Annotated in this window: 20 protein-coding genes; 6 read left to right on the forward strand and 14 right to left on the reverse strand. The window is 56.6% G+C overall.

Going from position 1 to position 19,356, the window contains the following annotated elements:
- The coding region (gene hemN / locus GPS82_RS04385; protein WP_296491398.1) for an oxygen-independent coproporphyrinogen III oxidase at window positions 1–1,332 on the reverse strand (1,332 nt) is incomplete at its 3' end.
- A 154-nt stretch (window positions 1,333–1,486) separates the two neighbouring features.
- Between hemN and fnr the strand changes: the two genes are divergently transcribed.
- Complete coding sequence (gene fnr / locus GPS82_RS04390) at window positions 1,487–2,197, forward strand: fumarate/nitrate reduction transcriptional regulator Fnr (RefSeq protein WP_296491400.1); 711 nt, start codon at window positions 1,487–1,489, stop codon at window positions 2,195–2,197.
- 18 nt (window positions 2,198–2,215) lie between these two features.
- Here the strand turns inward: fnr and GPS82_RS04395 are convergent, their stop codons facing one another.
- The 7 genes from GPS82_RS04395 to GPS82_RS04425 form a co-directional block, all read right to left on the reverse strand.
- On the reverse strand, window positions 2,216–2,488 hold the full coding sequence (locus GPS82_RS04395; protein ID WP_296491403.1) for a FixH family protein: 273 nt from the start codon (window positions 2,486–2,488) through the stop codon (window positions 2,216–2,218).
- A gap of 140 nt (window positions 2,489–2,628) precedes the next feature.
- Window positions 2,629–3,525: a cytochrome-c oxidase, cbb3-type subunit III gene (ccoP, locus tag GPS82_RS04400; protein WP_296491406.1), complete on the reverse strand. Its 897-nt coding sequence runs from the start codon at window positions 3,523–3,525 to the stop codon at window positions 2,629–2,631.
- A gap of 23 nt (window positions 3,526–3,548) precedes the next feature.
- Window positions 3,549–3,692 (reverse strand): cbb3-type cytochrome c oxidase subunit 3, encoded by a 144-nt coding sequence (locus GPS82_RS04405; RefSeq protein ID WP_296491409.1) that lies wholly within the window; start codon window positions 3,690–3,692, stop codon window positions 3,549–3,551.
- 15 nt (window positions 3,693–3,707) lie between these two features.
- Window positions 3,708–4,334, reverse strand: a complete 627-nt coding sequence (gene ccoO / locus GPS82_RS04410) for a cytochrome-c oxidase, cbb3-type subunit II (RefSeq protein WP_296491411.1) — start codon at window positions 4,332–4,334, stop codon at window positions 3,708–3,710.
- Window positions 4,335–4,345: 11 nt separating this feature from the next.
- Window positions 4,346–5,788, reverse strand: coding sequence for a cytochrome-c oxidase, cbb3-type subunit I (gene ccoN / locus GPS82_RS04415; protein ID WP_296491413.1), 1,443 nt, complete (start codon window positions 5,786–5,788; stop codon window positions 4,346–4,348).
- A gap of 85 nt (window positions 5,789–5,873) precedes the next feature.
- Window positions 5,874–6,011, reverse strand: coding sequence for a cbb3-type cytochrome oxidase assembly protein CcoS (gene ccoS, locus GPS82_RS04420; RefSeq protein ID WP_296491414.1), 138 nt, complete (start codon window positions 6,009–6,011; stop codon window positions 5,874–5,876).
- On the reverse strand, window positions 6,011–8,353 hold the full coding sequence (locus GPS82_RS04425; RefSeq protein ID WP_296491417.1) for a cation-translocating P-type ATPase: 2,343 nt from the start codon (window positions 8,351–8,353) through the stop codon (window positions 6,011–6,013). The genes ccoS and GPS82_RS04425 overlap by 1 nt, the downstream gene beginning before the upstream one ends.
- Window positions 8,354–8,471: 118 nt before the next feature.
- Between GPS82_RS04425 and GPS82_RS04430 the strand changes: the two genes are divergently transcribed.
- The gene (locus GPS82_RS04430; RefSeq protein ID WP_296491419.1) at window positions 8,472–8,915 is read left to right on the forward strand and encodes a universal stress protein; all 444 of its coding nucleotides are present in this window, start codon (window positions 8,472–8,474) and stop codon (window positions 8,913–8,915) included.
- 46 nt (window positions 8,916–8,961) lie between these two features.
- Here GPS82_RS04430 and GPS82_RS04435 read toward each other — a convergent pair whose 3' ends face one another.
- Genes GPS82_RS04435 through lgt form a run of 3 tightly spaced genes read right to left on the reverse strand, consistent with a single transcriptional unit; the run spans window position 8,962 to window position 12,126 of the window.
- Window positions 8,962–10,485 (reverse strand): malonyl-CoA synthase, encoded by a 1,524-nt coding sequence (locus tag GPS82_RS04435; protein WP_296491422.1) that lies wholly within the window; start codon window positions 10,483–10,485, stop codon window positions 8,962–8,964.
- Between the two features lie 44 nt (window positions 10,486–10,529).
- A complete protein-coding gene (locus GPS82_RS04440) occupies window positions 10,530–11,294 on the reverse strand; it encodes an enoyl-CoA hydratase/isomerase family protein (RefSeq protein WP_296491423.1) in 765 nt (254 codons plus the stop codon).
- A gap of 16 nt (window positions 11,295–11,310) precedes the next feature.
- On the reverse strand, window positions 11,311–12,126 hold the full coding sequence (gene lgt / locus GPS82_RS04445; protein WP_296491465.1) for a prolipoprotein diacylglyceryl transferase: 816 nt from the start codon (window positions 12,124–12,126) through the stop codon (window positions 11,311–11,313).
- A gap of 126 nt (window positions 12,127–12,252) precedes the next feature.
- Between lgt and ilvD the strand changes: the two genes are divergently transcribed.
- Entirely contained in the window at window positions 12,253–13,950 is a 1,698-nt protein-coding gene (gene ilvD / locus GPS82_RS04450) for a dihydroxy-acid dehydratase (RefSeq protein ID WP_296491426.1), read from the forward strand.
- 1 nt (window position 13,951) lies between these two features.
- Here ilvD and GPS82_RS04455 read toward each other — a convergent pair whose 3' ends face one another.
- Window positions 13,952–14,197 carry a TIGR04438 family Trp-rich protein gene (locus tag GPS82_RS04455; RefSeq protein WP_296491428.1) on the reverse strand — a complete coding sequence of 82 codons (246 nt, stop codon included), beginning with the start codon at window positions 14,195–14,197 and terminating at the stop codon, window positions 13,952–13,954.
- 106 nt (window positions 14,198–14,303) lie between these two features.
- On the opposite strand from GPS82_RS04455, the gene GPS82_RS04460 reads away from it, so the two are divergent.
- Window positions 14,304–14,606 carry a c-type cytochrome gene (locus GPS82_RS04460; protein WP_296491431.1) on the forward strand — a complete coding sequence of 101 codons (303 nt, stop codon included), beginning with the start codon at window positions 14,304–14,306 and terminating at the stop codon, window positions 14,604–14,606.
- A gap of 61 nt (window positions 14,607–14,667) precedes the next feature.
- On the opposite strand, the gene acs is transcribed toward GPS82_RS04460, so the two are convergent.
- The gene (gene acs, locus GPS82_RS04465; RefSeq protein WP_296491433.1) at window positions 14,668–16,665 is read right to left on the reverse strand and encodes an acetate--CoA ligase; all 1,998 of its coding nucleotides are present in this window, start codon (window positions 16,663–16,665) and stop codon (window positions 14,668–14,670) included.
- A 132-nt stretch (window positions 16,666–16,797) separates the two neighbouring features.
- On the opposite strand from acs, the gene GPS82_RS04470 reads away from it, so the two are divergent.
- Window positions 16,798–17,403, forward strand: a complete 606-nt coding sequence (locus GPS82_RS04470) for a YqhA family protein (protein WP_296491435.1) — start codon at window positions 16,798–16,800, stop codon at window positions 17,401–17,403.
- Window positions 17,404–17,409: 6 nt separating this feature from the next.
- On the opposite strand, the gene dusA is transcribed toward GPS82_RS04470, so the two are convergent.
- The gene (dusA, locus tag GPS82_RS04475; protein WP_296491467.1) at window positions 17,410–18,411 is read right to left on the reverse strand and encodes a tRNA dihydrouridine(20/20a) synthase DusA; all 1,002 of its coding nucleotides are present in this window, start codon (window positions 18,409–18,411) and stop codon (window positions 17,410–17,412) included.
- A gap of 98 nt (window positions 18,412–18,509) precedes the next feature.
- On the opposite strand from dusA, the gene map reads away from it, so the two are divergent.
- Complete coding sequence (gene map / locus GPS82_RS04480) at window positions 18,510–19,343, forward strand: type I methionyl aminopeptidase (protein ID WP_296491438.1); 834 nt, start codon at window positions 18,510–18,512, stop codon at window positions 19,341–19,343.
- The last annotated feature ends 13 nt before the right edge of the window (window positions 19,344–19,356 follow it).

Below are 19,356 nucleotides of genomic sequence, written 5' to 3' on the forward strand. Positions count from 1 at the left end.
GACCGCCCGCACGAAGAACCAGCCCTTGGAGGTCACCTGTATGCCACCATCATCAAGTTCGACCAATCCCTCAGCGACCTGCCCGTTCAATATCTCCAATTCCTTGGCAAAATATTCGCTGAAGTTGATGAGGTACGCTAGCTCGATCGACTCAAAAGACAATCTTCCCTGGCACATCAATGCCATGATCACGCTTCTGCGCAGTAAATCATCTTTCGACAAGGCCAGCCCCTTGACGATCGGAAAATGTCCTTGGTCAAGAAAATCGTAATACTCTTCCAGGGTCTTAGCGTTCTGGCTGTATGTCGCGCCAACTCGCCCGATGGACGACACGCCAAATCCAATCATGTCGCAGTCAGGCTGCGTGCTGTAGCCCTGGAAATTGCGGTGCAATCGTCCTTGGCGCTTGGCAATTGCCAATGAATCATCAGGTAAGGCGAAGTGGTCCATACCAATGTAAACATAGCCCGCAGCCATTAGCGCAGCCATCGATCGGGACAGCATGGTGACTTTTGCGGCAGCCGTTGGAATCTCGGATGACGAAATCCGGCGCTGTGGTTTGAACCGTTCTGGCAAGTGCGCGTAGGCATACAGCGCGATACGGTCAGGCTTGAGTTCAGAAATTTGAGCCATAGTCCGGTCCACAGACTCGGGGGTCTGCTCAGGCAACCCGTAAATCAGATCAACATTAATCGACTCAAAGCCACGTTCACGGGCGGCGTGCACCAAATCAAACACTTGATCCGCAGGCTGAATACGATGCACAGCTTTCTGAACCGCTGGATCAAAATCCTGCACGCCAAAGCTCAGACGGTTAAAGCCCATCTCGAACAAAGCATCCAACCTGCTATTGTCAATCGTGCGTGGGTCAATCTCGATCGAATTTTCGCCATTGGGTGCGAGATTGAAATTCCGGCGCAACATGTCCATCACTTCGCGCAACTCATCATCCGACAGGAAGGTCGGTGAACCACCACCAAAGTGCAACTGAGAGACAGGTTGAGCAGTTCCCAGGTGCTGGGTGTGCAGATCTACCTCGCGACTGAGGTATTTGATGTAGGCCGTCGCGCGGTCATGGTGTTTGGTGATGATCTTGTTGCAGGCGCAGTAGTAGCACAAGGACTCACAAAATGGGATATGCACATACAAAGACAGTGGCAATGCCAAAGCAGAAGCTCCGGAGCGCCTCAGTTCAAGTGCCTGTACGTAGTCTTGAGCAGTAAACGCTTCTACAAATCGGTCTGCCGTTGGGTAAGATGTGTAACGAGGACCGGACACGTCATATTGACGAATCAAGCTCTCGGAAATAGGCTCAGCGGCGCTGTCGATCATTCTCATTCCTTTGAAATCTATTTGAATATGCCATCGAAATCCGTATTATTCTTGACGATGATCAATAAATTCCAAGTTAGAGCCCTCCCCTTTCCCTCTGCATAAAATTGATGTACGTCAGATAACCGCATTAAAGAGTGTCAAAATAAGCCCAATGAATTATCAGACCATCAAAATTGCTTGTTCAAACTGCAACATGCGTGAATTATGCATGCCTATCAGCTTAAGCGAAGGAGACCTTGATCGTATCGACGCGATCATTGGAGTCCGTAAAAAAATCAAACGGGGTGAAACGCTTTATCACAATGGTGACAGGTTTAACAATCTGTATGCCATCAGAACCGGCTTTTTTAAGACCCGCATCACCTCAGAGGACGGTCGGGATCAAGTCACCGGTTTTCAAATGGCCGGGGAAGTGATCGGTTTGGATGGCATTGTGAATGACCACCATACCTGCGACGCCATTGCTTTGGAAGATGCAGAAATTTGTGCCATGCCCTTTACAGAAATTGAGGACTTGTCACGGGAAGTGAATGCACTGCAGCACCATGTCCACAAAATTTTGAGCCGTGAAATCGTGCGGGAACACGGCGTTATGCTGCTGCTGGGTAGCATGCGTGCGGAAGAGCGATTGGCTGCGTTCTTGTTGAATCTGGCACAGCGGTTGCATGCTCGCGGTTTTTCACAATCAGAATTGATCCTGCGTATGACGCGTGAGGAGATAGGAAGCTTTTTGGGACTCAAACTTGAGACGATTAGCCGCACCTTTTCAAGATTTGTTGAAGACGGCATCGTTGAAGTCAAGCAACGCCATGTCCGTATCGTCAATACAACGGCCCTTCAAGAAATCGTGAACCCCAAATAGCTCCACTTCCTTGGGCTATCAATCGCTTTTTGGAACGATACCGGTTGTAGCATGGTTGCGGCCCGCGATGGCTGGTGCCAAACTGCTTTCTTTTCTGCGCGCCTCAATGGACTGGTCTGACTGACGTGCCTGAAAGTAACTGTCGTCATAAATGATCTCATTAGGACGACTCATCGCCAGGTAGAGCGTCACAAACCCAGCCACCACCACAATTGCCGGTCCGGCAATGACCATCCAGACAAAGCCGAACTTCCACCAAGGGGCGGGAGCTACATTTGCAGAATTTTCCATTTTGTGATCTCAGTTACGTTGGATAAAGAAGTGGGTTAAGTTACCAACAGTTGCACAGCGAGTATGTTCTGGCCCATAAATAAAAAAACCCGGTCTCCCTTTGCAGGGAGGCCAAGTCTTTGGAGCGCAGGCTGATACGCTTATTTGTTGGACATGCCCCAGATGTAGGAAGTCAACACATGAATTTGTGACTCCGTCAGTTGGGCTTGTGCCGGCATGACATTGACCTTGCCGTTGTTGACCATTTCGACAATAGCCTTTTCGCCGAAACCGTGTAGCCAGATGTTGTCTGTCAGATTGGGCGCACCCACTGCCAGCATGCCCTTGCCATCTGCACCGTGGCAGGCAGCACATACAGCAAACTTTTCTTTGCCCAGCGCTGCACGTGTGGAGTCATGTGGACTGCCCGAGAGGCTCAAAACATATTGAGCTACGTTTTTGACATCATCGGCACTCCCAACCGCAGCAGCCATGGGAGGCATGTTGCCATTGCGACCGGCAACCAGGGTTTCCTTGATTTTCTCTGGCGTCCCGCCGTGCAACCAGTCAGCGTCGGTCAAATTTGGAAAGCCCTTGTTACCGCGGGCATCCGATGCGTGGCACTGTGCGCAGTTGTTGCTGTACAAGCGTTCGCCAATGGCCATGGCCTGCGCATCTTTGGCCACATCCTCGGGCTTCATGCCGTTGAACTTGGCGTAGATCGGCGCGGTCTCAGCCTCACCCTTGGCGACCTCGTCAGCATGCAACTTGTCAGAACTCCACCCCAGGGTGCCGGGGTAGCTACCCAGGCCAGGATAGAGCACAAGATACACAAGAGAAAAGACAATGGTGATCACAAACATGTAGCTCCACCAGCGCGGCAAAGGATTGTTCATCTCACGCAAATCACCATCCCAGACATGGCCGGTGGTGTTGTCACCGGAGGTAGAGGCTTTCATCTTTCCGGTGATAACCAGCAATACCAGGCAAGCAATAATGCTGACCAAGGTGATGCCGGCGATGTATATTTCCCAAAAATTGCTTGTGAAATCGCTCATTTTTTTTCCAATCAGTGTGACAGTCAATCCTGCTCAAAAGGCAGGTTGGCGGCTTTGTCAAAGTCAGCGGAATTCTTGCGGGAATACGCCCAGGCAATGATTCCGATGAAGGTCAGAAAGCTCACCACAGTAACCAGCGAGCGTAGCGTGTTGACATCAAAGTCCATACGAGTTTCCTCTTGTTACTTGGAGGTTGTGCCAAGAACCTGGAGGTAAGCCACCATGGCATCCATCTCGGTCTTGCCCTTGAGTTCCTCTACCGACGCCGCAATTTCAGCGTCGGTGTATGGGACGCCCACTTTACGCAGCGCCTTCATGTGCGATGGCATGCTGGCAGCATCCACGGGAGTGTTCATCAGCCATGGATAAGCCGGCATGATGGACTCGGGAACCAAGTCACGCGGATTGTTCAGGTGGGTAATCTGCCACTGGTCGCTGTACTTGCCACCGACCCGGTGCAGGTCTGGCCCGGTGCGTTTGCTGCCCCATTGGAAAGGATGGTCATAAACAAACTCATTGGCCTTGGAGTAAGGGCCGTAACGCAGGGTCTCAGCACGGAACGGCCTGATCATCTGTGAATGACAGTTGTAGCAGCCCTCGCGGGTGTAAATGTCCCGTCCGGCCAACTGGAGCGCGTTATAAGGCTTGAGGCCTGGCGCTGCCACCGTGGTTGATTTCTGGAAGAACAGAGGGACGATTTCAACCAGACCACCAAACAACAACACGATCAGGATCAGGACAATCATCAATCCGTTGTTGGTTTCGATCGTTGAGTGCGACATTCCGCCGCTTTTATTTGAATTAGACATATTTTTGTGCCTCAAGCGTGTGCAACAACGGCGGGGATATTGACCGTGACCGAACGACCTGCTGTGGCTGTTTTGATCGTGTTCCACAACATGAGGATCATGCCCAACAAGTACAACAGACCACCCGCCAGACGAAGCACGTAGAACGGATAGCTGGCCTTGACTGACTCCACGAAGGTATAGGTCAGGGTGCCATCAGGATTGATGGACCTCCACATCAGGCCCTGCATCACGCCGGCAATCCAAAGCGCCGCAATGTAGAGCACGATGCCGATAGTGGCCATGTAAAAGTGAACTTCGATGGCTTTCACACTGAACATCTGCTTTTGACCAAACAGGCGCGGAATCAGGTAATACATCGAACCCATGGTAACCAGTCCGACCCAGCCCAGCGCACCCGAGTGCACGTGACCAACGGTCCAGTCAGTGTAGTGCGACAAGGCATTGACCGTCTTGATCGCCATCATCGGTCCCTCGAATGTGGACATACCGTAGAACGACAGCGACACAATCAGGAAACGCAGAATCGGGTCATCGCGCAGTTTATGCCAGGCGCCGGACAAGGTCATGATGCCGTTGATCATGCCACCCCAGCTCGGAGCCAGCAAAATCAGGGAAAACACCATACCGATGGACTGCGTCCAGTCGGGCAAGGCGGTGTAGTGCAAGTGATGCGGGCCCGCCCACATGTAGGTAAAGATGAGTGCCCAAAAGTGCACAATGGACAGACGGTAGGAATAGACCGGGCGACCTGCCTGCTTGGGAATGAAGTAGTACATCATGCCCAGAAAGCCGGCGGTCAGGAAAAAGCCCACAGCATTGTGACCATACCACCACTGCACCATGGCATCCTGCACACCCGCGTAGGCCGAGTAAGACTTCATGCTCATGAGCGCCACGGGGATTGCCGCGCTGTTGACCAGGTGCAACAAGGCAACCGCCAGAATGAAGGCACCAAAGAACCAGTTTGCCACATAAATGTGCTTAACCTTGCGGGTACCCACGGTGCCAAAGAAGACCAGGGCATAAGTCACCCAAACCAGCGTGATCAGGATGTCGATGGGCCATTCCAGTTCAGCATATTCCTTGCCTGCGGTGTAACCCAAAGGCAGCGAAATCGCGGCGAGCACAATGACCAACTGCCAACCCCAAAAGGTGAAAGCTGCCAATTTGTCGCTGAACAAGCGCACCTGGCAGGTGCGCTGCACCACGTAGTAAGAGGTGGCAAACAAACCGCAACCACCAAAGGCAAAAATGACAGCATTGGTGTGCAATGGACGCAATCGCCCAAACGACAAGTAGGAAATACCCATGTTGAGCTCGGGCCAAGCCAACTGGGCGGCGATGATCACTCCGACCAGCATACCCACCACGCCCCACACCACCGTCATGATGGCAAACTGCCTTACAACCTTGTCGTTGTAAGTTGTTGCCTGCGAATTTGCAAATGCCATGTTCACCTCTTTTAGATTGAGCGGCGCAGTATGCATGAGGCATGGCTCGCGCCGTTTGATTCAGATCAAATAATTACAAAAATTTCTAACCATCTTTCAGAATTCTTTCCCCCTCTTTTTCCACATCATCAAATTGTCCACTGTATATGGCCCACCAAATCCCGCCGATGATAAAAAATATCAGGATAACCGACAGTGGCACCAAAAAATACAAGATATCCATCAAGCTTTCCGTTCAAACTGCGCGTCTTTTGATAAACGCAATGCATTGACAACCACCAGCAAGGAACTGCTTGCCATACCGAGGCCCGCCAGCCATGCCGGGATCAGTCCAAAAACAGCCAAAGGCACACAGACCGCGTTATAGATGGCGGCCCAACTTAGATTCTGTCTGACAACGGTCAACGTGCGCCGTGACAGCATCAGAGCATCAGCCACATTTGTCAAACGTCCACCTGAAACCAGAAAATCTGCTTGGGCTTGCGCCAAAGGTACGGCTTGACCAAAGGCAAAAGATACATGCGCCCCTGCCAATACCGGTCCGTCGTTCAAGCCATCGCCGACAACTGCAACCTTATGCCCCTGGTCTTGAAATTCACGCAAAAAATCAAGCTTATCCTGCGGTGAGCAGTTACCCCGGACTTCACCAATGCCTACTTTTTCCGCCACCCGGTGGGCCGCATCGCTGGCATCGCCTGACAACAAATACACGCTAATGCCCGCTCGCTGCAGGGCGGCCACGGTGTCCTGTGCATCTTGACGAATATCTTCCTGAAATTCAAAGCTGGCCAGCCAGCCGGCTTCATCACTCAAATGGACCTGCAAAGTGCTGGCATTGGCTGGCGTAACGCCGCAAAAGCTGGCCGACCCAAGGCGCAGGCGAATCGCCGACTCCGACCCGCTCGCCGGAATTACCTCAGCGCTGACCCCCTGCCCTGCATGCTCCGTTGTTTGCACCACCCGCCAGTGTTCCAGCGTATCTTCCAGCGTGGCCGCCGTCACCAAAGCCTTGGAAAGCGGGTGCAGGGAGTTTTGCGCCAGCGCTGCCGCAAGCGCCAGGACCTGTTGCCGCGTCGCGCCCTGCCGAACATGAATTTGATTCACAACCATGGCATCACGCGTCAGGGTTCCGGTCTTGTCAAACAACACGGTATCCACTTCGGCCAGGGATTCGAAGGCAGTGAGGCGACGCACCAACACGCCGCGCTTGGCCAGCGCCCCCGCAGCGGAGAGCATGGCCGCGGGTGTCGCCAAAGACAGCGCACAAGGGCAGGTGACGATCAGCACAGAGACCGCCACCATCAGCGCGCGCTCAGGGTCGGTTTGCCACCAATAGGCACAAGACAGGCCGGCAGCAATCAGCACCCCGATCAAAAAAGGCTTGGCGATGACGTCAGCCAGTCGCGCCATGGCAGGCTTGCTGGTGGATGCGCTTTCCATCAGGTTGACGATTTGGGCAAATCGCGTCTGCTCGCCCACCCGGTCGATCCGCATTTGCACCATGGCAGACAGGTTATGGCTGCCAGAGATCACCTCATCGCCCACCTGGCGAGTCAACGGCCGTGACTCACCGGTCAACAAGGCCTCATCCACCGAGGTATGGCCTTGCAACAACACGCCATCGGCGGGGAAAGCTTCCCCCGGCAAAACACGAACCACATCACCGACCTGCAGGCGCCGGACAGCAACGCGTTCAAACTGGCCGTCGGGCATGAGCCGCAAAACGCTGTCTGGCAGGCGGTTCATCAAGGTCTCAAGGGCGCCTGCTGTCCTGTCACGCAGGCGCGACTCAAGCCAGCGCCCGGCCAGCAGGAAGAACACAAACATGGTCAGCGAATCAAAATACACCTCGTGGCCAAAAATACCCGTTGGGTCAAAGGTACCGACGCTGCTGACCACAAAAGTGATCAGCATGCCCAGCGCCACCGGCAGATCCATGCTGACGCGCCGATGCAGCACATCTTGCCAGGCACCACTGAAAAAGGGACCGCATGAGAAAAAAATCACTGGCAAACTCAGCACCCAGGAGGCCCAGCGTAACAACTGCTCCATCTCCAGGGTCAAATCACCGGGTTGGGCCACATAGGCGGGGTAGGCATACATCATGACCTGCATCATGCACAGGCCGGCGACCATCATTCGCCACAAAGCCTTGCGCGACTCGACGAGGCGACGCTCACGGGCGAAGACGTCGTTGGCTGGAAGCGCCCGGTAACCCGCTTTATGCACTGCCCGCATCCAGCCCGAGGGCGACACAGCCTGCGACTCCCAAACCACCTTGGCTCGGTGACTGCCTGCGCTAACCTCGACGCTGCGCACGCCCGGCACGCTCTGGATGGCATCCTCGATGGTCAGCGCACAGGCCGCGCAATACATGCCTTCGATCATGACATTGGACTCCCAGCGCCCGGGCTGCTGTGCCACGGGCCGGCTGAAAGCGGTCCATTCCTGTTCTTCGTCGAGCAGCGTCAGGTCCGGCGCGGCTGGCTGTTCATGAAACGCCCCATCGCCACCAGCCTTTGACAATGAAAGCCTGGGTTCTTCAAAAGCGGGGAGACTGGACATCAAGGACGACATCTTGCTAGGGTAACTGACAAGGGTCGTAATTTACCTGACATTTATCAATTTCATAACATCCCCACAGGGTGTATGCTGATACTTTCAACTTGCTGGAGAGACGATCATGTACGACAAAATACTTCTTGCAACTGATGGCTCGACCTTGTCGAAGAAAGCCGTCAGCAGTGCCATTTCCCTGGCAGCCCTCACCGGCGCCAGCCTGGTGGCTCTGAAAGTGGTTCCCCGTTATCCCCAGAGTTATTTTGAAGGCGGCCTGGCTTTGCAGGCGGCAGAGGTCGGGCGCATTGAAAAACAATGGTCAGAAGAGGGCCAGGCCGTGGTGGACGAGGTCAAGGCAACAGCTGAGGCGCAAGGTGTCAAGACGCGCGCCCTGACTGTCAAGTCGGACATTGTGTCGGACGCCATCATTGCCACAGCGCGCAAGCACAAATGCGATCTCATCGTGATGGCGTCCCATGGTCGCAAGGGCGTCAAGCGTTTGCTGCTGGGCAGCGAGACCCAACAGGTTCTCACCCATTCGCATATTCCTGTGCTGGTGTTGCGATAGATAGGACGGACTCTTGCCGCCTTGGTTGCCCGGCGGCATGACCGCCTCAGCGGTATTGGGTGCGCAACAAATTCTTTTGCACCTTGCCCATGGCGTTGCGCGGCAAATCGGCCACCACATGGCATTGCTTGGGCACTTTGTAATTGGCCAGGCGCGCCTTGAGTGCGGCCAGAATCTGCCCCGCATCCAGCTGCACCCCAGGCTTTGGCACCACCACTGCCACGCCCACCTCGCCAAAATCAGCATGCGGCACGCCCACCACCGCACTTTCGGAGACGCCGGGCAAATCGTTGATAAAACTCTCCAGTTCCGCCGGATAGACGTTGTAGCCGCCGCTGATGATGAGGTCCTTGCTGCGACCCACGATGGTCACGTAACCGGATGCATCCAGCTGACCGACATCACCCGTCTTAAAAAATCCGTCGGACGTAAATTCTTCAGCTGTTTTCTCCGGCATACGCCAATATCCGGCGAACACATTGGGGCCCTTTACCTGGATGTCGCCGATCTCGCCGGCTGCCAGTTCTCTGCCCTGCCCGCTTATGACCCGCAAACTCACCCCCGGCAGCGGCGGGCCGACCGTGCCACCGCGGCGCTCGCCCTGCAAAGGATTTGAGGTGAGCATGATGGTCTCACTCATGCCGTAGCGTTCCAGAATGGCATGGCCGGTGCGTTCCTGCCAAGCCTTGAAGGTATCGAGCAACAGGGGTGCCGAGCCTGAAATGAACAGCCGCATGTGTCGCGTTGCACTATGGTTCAGGCCCGGTTCGGCCAGCAATCGCACATACAAGGTCGGCACACCCATGAACACAGTGGCATGCGGCAGATGTTGCAAAACAAGCTTGGGATCGAATTTGGCCAGCCAGATCATCTTGCTGCCATTGATGAGCGCGCCATGAATCGCCACAAACAAGCCGTGCACATGAAAAATGGGCAGCGCATGAATCAACACGTCGCCGCCTTGCTGCGCACTGCGCCAGCCCCAGAAATCCTTTAACACCAGCGCGTTGCTCAGCATGTTGCCATGCGTCAACATGGCGCCCTTGGAGCGCCCCGTGGTGCCGCTGGTGTAGATGATGACCGCCAGATCATCAGGCATTTTGGACACCACGGCATGCTGGTCCGAGGCTTGAGCTGCGCGTTCCAGCAGCGAGCCAGACCGGTCGTCGTTCAGGGTGAAGACCCAGCGCGTGCCGGCGCTGAACGCCAGCGTGGTGACCCAGCCGAAATTTTGCGCACTGCACACCACCACGGCAGGTTCGGCGTCGCCTAGAAAATAGTTAATCTCGGCGCTTTGGTATGCGGAGTTAAGCGGCAAAAAAACAAAACCGGCGCGCAGCGTGGCCAGGTACAGCATCAGTGCCTCAACCGACTTTTCAACCTGCACTGCAATGCGTGCGTCGTGCGGCAACCCCAGCGACTGCAAAAAATTGGCCAGCATGGCGGTACCGCGGTCAAGGTCGCGCCAGCTGTAACAGTCACCTGAGTCGGTTTCGACGGCGACTGCATCCAGGTCAACCGGGAACGCGGCGCGCAGGTGCGCATAAAGATTGGCAGAAACTTCGGACACGGTGATTTCCTCTTTGGATTGCCTCGGGTGGCGCTGGTGACTTATCAGAACCTCGGCGGTCTTTTTTCCAGAAAGGCACTGATGCCCTCGCGCTGCTCGGCGCTGTCAGCGTAGTCGTAGGCCGTGGCCAGCAAGCCTGGCAGTTGCCCATGATTGAGCGCCCGAAGGGTTTGCTTGTTCAGGCGCGCCGCTTGTGGCGCCAATTCAGAAATGCGACGCACGGTGGCTTGTGCGACGGCGCTGACGTCGACATCGGCAACGACACGGCTCAAAAAACCGCGCTGGAGCATGTCTGGCGCACTGAACACTGCGGCTTCAAGCAACATCTGGCGGCTTGTTGCCAGACCTGCCTCGCGCGCGACCAGCGCGGCCTCGCGCGGTGCCATTGGAAACCCCAGCCTGGCAATGGGGGCACCAAAACGGGCTGATTCTGCCGCCAGACGGATGTCGCAACAACTGGCGATCTCGACACCCGCGCCCATGCAGTTGCCCTCAATTTGCGCCACCAATGGCACATCGCAAGCCAGCATGGCGCTCAGGGCACCCCACACTTCCACCTCGTGAAACTCTCGCAAAGCGGCCTCATGAAACCGGAAGCTTGTGTATTCCGAGATATCGCCACCCGCGCAAAAATGCGCGCCATCGCCCGCCACCAGCACACAGCGCACGTCGGTCATGCCCTGAATGCGTTCAAACGCAGACCGCAGATCCCGCCACATGGCGCGCGACATGGCATTGAAACGCCTGGGGTAGCTGAGTGTGACGTGCGCGACGCCCTCGTCAAGTTCGAATTTGATTTTTGCCGGCATCTTGGGCCTGAAATTGTTATCTGATCTTTTGTGGCTGCGTGCCAGCCCACCACCACAAGCCCAAACCGCCCAAGATCATGGGCAGGCAAAGCCATTGCCCCATGCTCATCCCCAGCGACAACAAGCCAAGGTGGGCGTCTGGCTCGCGGAAAAATTCGGCAACAAATCTGAACAACCCATAGCCAAGCAGGAACATGGCGGACACTTGTCCTTGCGCGCGTTCTTTACGGGCATACAGCCATAGCAAGACAAACAGCAGCAAGCCCTCCAGCAAAATCTGATACAACTGCGACGGATGGCGCGGCAAATCACCCGCCCCCTTGAACACCATGCCCCATGGCAAATCCGGGCTGGCCACCCTGCCCCACAACTCCCCATTGATGAAGTTGCCCACGCGCCCGGCGGCCAGCCCGGTGGGAACACAGGGTGCCACAAAATCGGCCACTTGCAGCCAATGCCGGCCACGCGAATGCGCAAACCAGATCATGGCCAATATCACGCCCAGCATGCCGCCATGGAAACTCATGCCGCCTTGCCACACCGCAAAGATCTCCAGCGGATGAGCGGCGTAATACAGCGGCTTGTAAAAAAGGCAATAACCCAGGCGGCCTCCCAGCACCACGCCAACCACCCCGAGAAAAAGAATGTCTTCAACATCCTGCTTGCGCCAGGCGTTGGTTCCTGTCGAGGAAACAAAGGGCTCATGGCGCAGCCGCAGCCGCCCCAGCCACACAAACAAGCCAAAGGCGGCCAGGTAGGTCAGGCCATACCAGTGAATGGCGAGCGGACCAAGTTGCAGGGCGACAGGATTAATTTCAGGATGAATCAGCATGGTTGGCATTGTCTCGCAAGCAAAAGCCGATTTTGACGGCCAACGGTCTTTAAAATAGCTTCAGGCGTTACGCACTTGGACCCGGCGTTTACCCTGAAAACTGCAACCCAACCCCAATGAGTCAATATGGATATCAAACCCGTCGTCATGAATCCGCGCAGCAAAAACATCACCGAGGGCAAATCGCGCGCCCCCAATCGGTCCATGTATTACGCCATGGGCTACGAAGGTGATGACTTCACCAAACCCATGATTGGTGTCGCCAATGGCCACAGCACCATCACACCCTGTAACTCGGGCCTGCAAAAGCTGGCCGATGCTGCCATAGCAGCGATTGAAGAGGCTGGCGGAAATGCCCAGGTGTTTGGTACCCCCACCATATCGGACGGCATGTCAATGGGCACCGAGGGCATGAAATACAGCCTTGTCAGCCGCGAGGTGATTTCCGACTGTATCGAGACGTGTGTGCAGGGCCAGTGGATGGACGGCGTGCTGGTGATTGGCGGTTGCGACAAAAACATGCCTGGCGGCTTGATGGGCATGCTGCGCGCCAATGTCCCCGCCATTTATGTCTATGGAGGCACTATTTTGCCCGGCCATTACAAGGGGCAGGATCTCAACATTGTGAGCGTGTTTGAAGCCGTGGGCGAAAACGCTGCCGGGCGCATGAGTGATGAAGACTTGTTGGAGATCGAGCGCCGCGCCATTCCCGGCCCGGGATCCTGTGGTGGCATGTACACCGCCAACACCATGAGCTCGGCCTTCGAGGCGCTTGGCATCTCACTGGCCTACTCCAGTACCATGGCGAACCCGCATGACGAAAAAATGAACTCGGCCAAAGAATCAGCCAAGGTGCTGATTGAGGCCGTCAAGAAGGATATCAAGCCGCGCGACATCGTGACCCGCAAGTCGATCGAGAACGCCATTGCCGTGGTAATGGCCATCGGTGGCTCGACCAACGCCGTGTTGCACTTTCTGGCCATTGCCCACGCGGCAGGTGTGGAATGGACCATCGACGACTTTGAGCGCGTGCGCGCCAAAACCCCGGTGCTGTGCGACCTCAAACCCAGCGGCAAATACCTGGCGGTAGACTTGCACCGGGCCGGTGGCATCCCGCAAGTGATGAAGATGCTGCTTGGGGCCGGTTTGCTGCATGGCGATTGCCTCACCATCACTGGGCAGACCATCGCCGAGGTCCTGAAGGACATTCCCGCCGCGCCGCGCGCTGATCAGGATGTGATTCGCCCGATGAACGATCCCATGTATGCCCAGGGCCACTTGGCCATTCTGAAAGGCAATCTGGCGCCAGAAGGCTGCGTGGCCAAGATCACCGGCCTGAAAAATCCGGTCATGACCGGCCCGGCGCGTGTCTTCGAAGACGAGCAGTCGGCCCTCAAAGCCATTCTGGCCAACAAAATTGTGGCCGGCGATGTGATGGTGTTGCGCTACCTTGGGCCCAAGGGAGGCCCAGGTATGCCTGAGATGCTGGCGCCAACAGGCGCCCTGGTCGGCCAGGGCCTGGGTGAGTCCGTGGGCCTGATCACCGACGGCCGGTTTTCTGGCGGCACCTGGGGCATGGTGGTGGGCCATGTGGCTCCCGAAGCCGCGGTTGGCGGCCTCATTGCCCTGATTGAAGAAGGCGACGCGATCACCATCGACGCCCACCAGTTGCTGCTGCAGCTCAATGTGGGCGATGACGTTATTGCCAAGCGGCGTGCCGCCTGGACGGCTCCTGCGCCGCGCTACACGCGTGGTGTGCAAGCCAAGTTCGCCTTCAATGCATCCACCGCCAGCAAGGGCGCGGTGCTGGATGACTACGCCTGAGTCAGTCTTTCTTGTTTTTGTAATTGGTGTCCAGCGCGCTTTTGGTTCGGTCACGCCGGTCCCGCACACGCTTTTCCTCAATCTCCATGGCCTTGCGTTTGGTGAAGCCTGAGGCATCAGCCCAGGTCCACCAGACCACGGCCAAAGCAAATGGCGTCAGCACCCACCACCAGGACCAAGCGGCAACAGGTCCGATGGCCAGGTACTTCAGCAACAGTAAAACAATACCCAAACCCAGCAAATACATAGTCACCTTTCATACCGAGAGATCGAAGCCGCTGCAACCTGCATGATTCATGCTAATTACAATGGTCCGGTTCAGACTCTAACCCATCTTTTCAAAGGACTCCAGCATGAAGCGAACTCTTTTTGCCTTGCTTGCGACGGCCGTTGTAGCCTTACCCGCTTTGGCAGATCAGGCACTGGCACAAAAGAAAAACTGCATGGCTTGCCATGCGGTCGAAAAAAAGGTCGTCGGTCCCGCTTACAAGGATGTTGCCAAAAAATATGCCGGCCAGGATGTGACAGCCAAACTGGCTGCCAAGATCAAGCAGGGCGGCTCAGGTGTCTGGGGCGCCATTCCCATGCCGGCCAACCCCCAGGTCAGCGACGCAGAGGCCAAACAATTGGTGACCTGGATGTTGTCGCTCAAATAAGAGCCCCCGGCCACCAAAAAAAAGCCCGCAATTGCGGGCTTTTTGACTGACTTGACTGGCCTCAGTAAGCTTGACCCAACTGGCCCAAGATAGCCGGATTTTCCAGCGTTGACGTGTCCTGGGTGATGTTCTCACCCTTGGCCAACGAACGCAGCAAACGGCGCATGATTTTGCCTGAACGGGTTTTTGGCAGGTTTTCACCAAAACGGATGTCCTTGGGCTTGGCAATCGGGCCAATTTCCTTGGCTACCCAGTCACGCAATTCCTTGGCGATGGCCTTGGCTTCGTCGCCAGTCGGCACACCACGTTTCAACACCACAAACGCGCAAATGGCCTCGCCCGTCATCTCATCAGGGCGGCCCACCACGGCGGCCTCAGCAACCAAGTCGGTCTTGGCCACCAGGGCAGATTCAATTTCCATGGTGCCCATGCGGTGGCCCGACACGTTCAACACGTCATCAATCCGGCCCGTGATGCGGAAATAGCCGCGGTCTTCACTGCGCACCGCGCCGTCGCCAGCGAGGTAATAGGTGCCACCCATTTCAGCCGGGAAATAGCTGCTCTTGAAACGTTCCGGGTCGCCCCAGATGGTGCGGATCATCGAGGGCCAGGGGCGCTTGACCACCAGCATGCCACCCGACCCGTTTGGCACGTCGTGACCGGCTTCATCCACGATGGCGGCCATGATGCCAGGCAGCGGCAAGGTGCAGCTACCGGGCACCAGCGGTGTTGCGCCTGGCAGCGGTGTGATCATGTGGCCGCCGGTTTCGGTCTGCCAGAAAGTGTCCACAATCGGGCATTTTTCATGGCCGATGTTCTTGTAGTACCACATCCAGGCTTCCGGGTTGATGGGTTCACCGACCGAGCCAAGAATGCGCAGGCTCGACAGATCTGAGCGGTCAGGGTGCAACTTCTCGTCACTTTCGGCCAGCTTGATCAGTGAGCGAATCGCCGTGGGCGCGGTGTAGAAAATGGTGCACTTGTGGCGCTCGATCATCTGCCAGAAACGGCCGGCGTTCGGGTAGGTCGGAATGCCCTCGAAGATGATCTGGGTAGCGCCCGCGGCCAGGGGGCCGTAAGCCACGTAGGCGTGGCCGGTGATCCAGCCGATGTCGGCTGTGCACCAGAACACGTCGTCGGCCTTCAGGTCAAACGTCCAGTCCATGGTCAACTTGGACCACAGCAAGAAACCGCCTGTGGCGTGCTGAACACCCTTGGGTTTGCCGGTGGAGCCGGACGTAAACAAGATGAACAGGGGGTGCTCGGCACCCACCATGACCGGCGCGCATTCGGTGCTTTGGCCAGCCAGTGCATCGGTGAAAGTGACATCACGCCCAGCGACCATGTTGCAGGCAGCGGTGGTTCGCTCAAACACAAACACAGTCTTGATGGACTCGCAGCCACCCAGGCCCAGGCCTTCATCCACGATCGATTTCAGGGGCAACTGCTTGCCACCGCGCATCTGGAAGTTGGCGGTGACCACGGCCACTGCGCCGGCGTCGATGATGCGCTCTTGCAGGGCCTTGGCAGAAAAGCCGCCAAACACCACGCTGTGAGTGGCGCCAATGCGGGCGCAAGCCTGCATGGCGATCACGCCTTCCAGCGTCATGGGCATGTAGACGAGGACGCGGTCACCTTTCTGGATGCCCCTGGCCTTGAGCGCGTTGGCAAACTGGGAAACCTTGGCCAGCAACTCTTTGTAAGTGGTCTTGGTAACGGCACCGTCGTCTGCCTCGAAAATCACCGCAACCTTGTTCTCGTTGGGCGTCCCCATGTGCTTGTCCAGGCAATTGGCCGAGGCGTTGAGTTCGCCGTCGTCAAACCACTTGTAGAAAGGCGCGTTGGACTCGTCAAGGGTTTTCGTGAATGGCTTGTTCCAGACCACGTTTTCGCGGGCCAGACGGGCCCAGAAACCCTCAAAATCATTGGCTGCCTCGGCGCACAGGGCGTTGTAGGCATCCATGCCCGAGATGCGGGCCGCCTTGACGGTGGCCTCGCTCGGCGGGAAAACACGGTTTTCAACCAAGGTGGATTCAACAGCAGTATTTGGTGTGGTCACGGATAGGTCTCCTCTAGTTAAACAAAGTTCTCCCGATAATGTCACGGCTGGCACTTACAGGCCACTGACTGACACAAACTTGACAAGCCAACCCCATAGAATCGGGCCTCACCGACTCTACCCGAGGCTTCCATGTCTGAACCCACGTCAACTCACAAACCGGTCTATATGCGTCCAATCCCCCGTTTTATCTTCGCCAGCCGCTGGCTGCAGCTGCCACTTTATGTCGGCCTGATTGCAGCACAAGGCGTTTACGTATTTCACTTTTGGGTGGAACTGGTGCATCTGTTGGAGGCGGTCTTCGGCAACCAGAACGCGCTGCAGGCTCTGGTCGACAGTATTGGCTACAAGTCGGACGTGACCGTCACGGCGCTGAACGAGACCATCATCATGTTGGTGGTGCTGGCGCTGATTGACGTGGTCATGATTTCCAACCTGCTCATCATGGTGATTGTGGGGGGCTATGAAACCTTTGTCTCTCGCCTCGATCTTGAAGGTCACCCTGACCAGCCCGAGTGGCTCAGCCATGTGAACGCTTCAGTGTTAAAGGTAAAACTGGCAACGGCCATCATTGGCATCAGCTCAATTCACCTGCTCAAAACATTCATCAATGCCGCCAATTACAGTGACAAGGTGCTGATTGCCCAAACCGCGATTCACATCACCTTTTTGCTTTCGGCGATCGCCATCGCCTACACCGACCGGCTCATGTCGCACAAACCCGCCTCTGCCCACTGAGTTCAATCATCCCGCAAGCGCGGCTTGCCCGTGCGCCAGTGCCATGACCTGCTCTGGCGGCAGTCCCTTGAGCTTGTGGTCGCTCCAGACTTGGCGCCAGCGGCGCGCGCCAGGCAGGCCGTGGCGCAAACCCAGCATGTGCCGGGCGATGACTTGCCAGGGTGTGCCGTGCCTGAGGGCCTGCTGATTCATGTAGGCCACCATCTGCAATTCGACCGACTCGCGGGTCTGGCTTGACTGGCTGGCATCGGCAAAAAACTGCTGGTCCCATTCGCTGAGCCACCACGGGTTGTGGTATGCCTCGCGGCCCAGCATGACGCCATCCACCTGCTGCAGGTGTTGCACGATCTGGGTCGTTTGGGTGATGCCGCCGTTGATGACAAATTCAAGCGCCGGAAAATCCAGTTTGAGCCGGTACACCGACTCATATCGCAGCGGCGGCACTTCCCGGTTGTCCTTCGGGCTGAGGCCTTTGAGCCAGGCGTTGCGCGCATGCACGATGAAAGTGCGGCACCCGGCCAGGCTGAGCGTTCCAACAAAGTCGCGCACAAAGTCATAACTCTCTGTTTTGTCGATGCCAATGCGGTGCTTCACGGTAACCGGGATCGACACCGCATCCAGCATGGCTTTCACGCCGTCTGCCACCAGGGCCGGCTCGCGCATCAAACAGGCGCCGAAGGCTCCGCGCTGCACCCGCTCGCTGGGGCAGCCACAGTTCAGGTTGACCTCGCTGTAACCCCACTCTTCAGCCATGCGCGCGCACTGTGCCAAGTCGGCAGGTTCACTGCCGCCGAGTTGCAGCGCCAGCGGCCGCTCAACCGCGCTGAAGTCCAGGTGCCGCGCACGGTCGCCATGAATCAGAGCCCCGGTGGTCACCATCTCGCTGTAGAGCAGGGCGTGACGCGACAGCAGCCGATGCAGGTAACGACAATGCCTGTCAGACCAGTCCAGCATGGGCGCAACGCAGATTTTGTGGCTGATCACAGAAGTTTGACGGGTGAGTTGAATAACCCGCGATTTTCCCTTGCTTCAAGCCTGCAACGCGCAGCGCCGGTCTGAAACACTTACAAATAATGGTTCTTGATCGCAATGGGATAATTTGCACCATGACGATCACCATCAAAGATTCCGAAGGCATTGCCGGCATGCGCGTTGCGGGCCGCCTGGCCGCTGAATTGCTGGACTATCTGGCTCCACTTGTGAAGCCCGGTGTGACCACCAACGAACTCGACCGTCTGGCCGAGGACTACACCACGCGTGTGCTGGGGGCCATCTCGGCTCCCTTGAACTATGCGCCGGGAGGCCACAGCCCCTACCCAAAATCCATCTGCACCTCAATCAACCACCAGGTCTGCCACGGTATTCCCAACGACAAGCCGCTCAAAAAAGGCGACATCATCAACGTTGACGTGACCGTGATCAAGGACGGCTGGCATGGCGACTCCAGCCGCATGTACATGGTGGGAGAGGTCTCGGTGGCGGCCCGGCGACTTTGCAGACTCACCTATGAAGCCATGTGGAAGGGCATTATGAAAGTGCGCGACGGCGCTTACCTGGGCGACATCGGCCACGCCATTCAGAGCTTTGCCGAAAGCCAGGGCCTGAGCGTGGTGCGCGAGTACTGCGGCCATGGCATAGGTCAAAACTTTCATGAGGATCCGCAGGTGTTGCACTACGGTAAACCCGGCACCCTGGACCAGCTCAAAGCCGGCATGACCATCACCATTGAGCCCATGCTCAATGTCGGTCGCAAGGACATCAAGGAACTTGGGGACGGCTGGACCATCGTCACCAAAGACCACTCACTCTCAGCGCAATGGGAGCACACCGTGCTGGTCACACCGACCGGATACGAGGTCCTGACGCTGTCGGCCAACAGTCCGGCCATCCCGGAGTTTGTCATGCCCGCAGCACCTGCGGTCCACCTGTCTGTCGCCTGACAGGCGTTTTCCA

Source organism: Rhodoferax sp. (assembly GCF_011391645.1).
In the GTDB taxonomy this organism is placed as follows: domain Bacteria; phylum Pseudomonadota; class Gammaproteobacteria; order Burkholderiales; family Burkholderiaceae_C; genus Rhodoferax.